Raw genomic sequence first — 370 nt, 5'->3', positions numbered from 1 at the left:
CCGCCTTGTTCGACAGCGAGACGGCGGCGCGGATGGTCCGCGACTATGTCGCCTTGCTGCGACAGATTGCGGCGGCGCCGCAGCGACCGCTGGCAGAGCTCGCCGCTGCTGCCGGCATCGCGCTCCGGGAAGCGGCAGAGCCGTCGGAGCCGTCGGAGGCGTCGCAGCAGTCCGAGGCCGACGAGGAGCCGGGCGTCTCGGACAGCGAGGCCTGGGCGCCGATGGAGCGGCTGTTAGCGGACGTGTGGAGCGAGCTGCTCGGGCGGGAGCGCGTCGGACGCGCCGATGACTTCTTCGGCATCGGCGGCCACTCGCTGCGGGCGCTCGTCCTGACGGCCCAACTGCATCAGCAGTATGGACTGCCTCTGGG

1 protein-coding gene is annotated in these 370 nt (G+C 71.9%); it reads left to right on the top strand.

The annotated features are described in order from the left end of the window. On the top strand, nucleotides 1-370 hold a 370-nt coding region (locus PA598K_RS35750), incomplete at both ends, for a phosphopantetheine-binding protein (protein WP_221414221.1).

It is taken from the genome of Paenibacillus sp. 598K (assembly GCF_003851045.1).
Lineage (GTDB): Bacteria > Bacillota > Bacilli > Paenibacillales > Paenibacillaceae > Paenibacillus_D.
Note: the sequence above shows the minus strand (reverse complement) of the source record. Positions and strands in the feature narration are given on the sequence as shown.